Below are 337 nucleotides of genomic sequence, written 5' to 3'. Positions count from 1 at the left end.
CAAGACTAAATTGCCCTTGCCATTGGGTTAGCTGCTTATCTAACTGCGATGCTGTCAGCGATGATGTGTCTACCACCTTCAACGATGCCATAGTGGACTGCTCGGTGTACTGTTGATGATTCCCCGCTTCATTGCCAGCTACTTCATTGCCAGAGGCTTCATTGTCAAAGAAACAGGTACGCAAGATATCATGTTGCTGTGTTAGCCTGCTCAATGCTCGATTTAGCCTATCAGTATCCAGCTCAGTTGCAGTTGACGCTGGGATGTGCATCATAAATGATTGATTGAAGTGCTGAGGAACGGCTAAGGTTTTATTGATGAGCCAGTTATCGAAGAA

General features: G+C 45.7%; 1 protein-coding gene. It reads right to left on the bottom strand.

The annotated features are described in order from the left end of the window. Positions 1-337, bottom strand: a 337-nt coding sequence (locus Q0779_RS23845) for a condensation domain-containing protein (protein WP_298776761.1), incomplete at both ends; no start/stop codon positions are given.

Origin of the sequence: uncultured Shewanella sp., from assembly GCF_947491715.1 — a bacterium.
Lineage (GTDB): Bacteria > Pseudomonadota > Gammaproteobacteria > Enterobacterales > Shewanellaceae > Shewanella.
The sequence above is the reverse complement of the archived record's forward strand: the minus strand, read 5'-3'. Positions and strand labels throughout refer to the sequence as shown.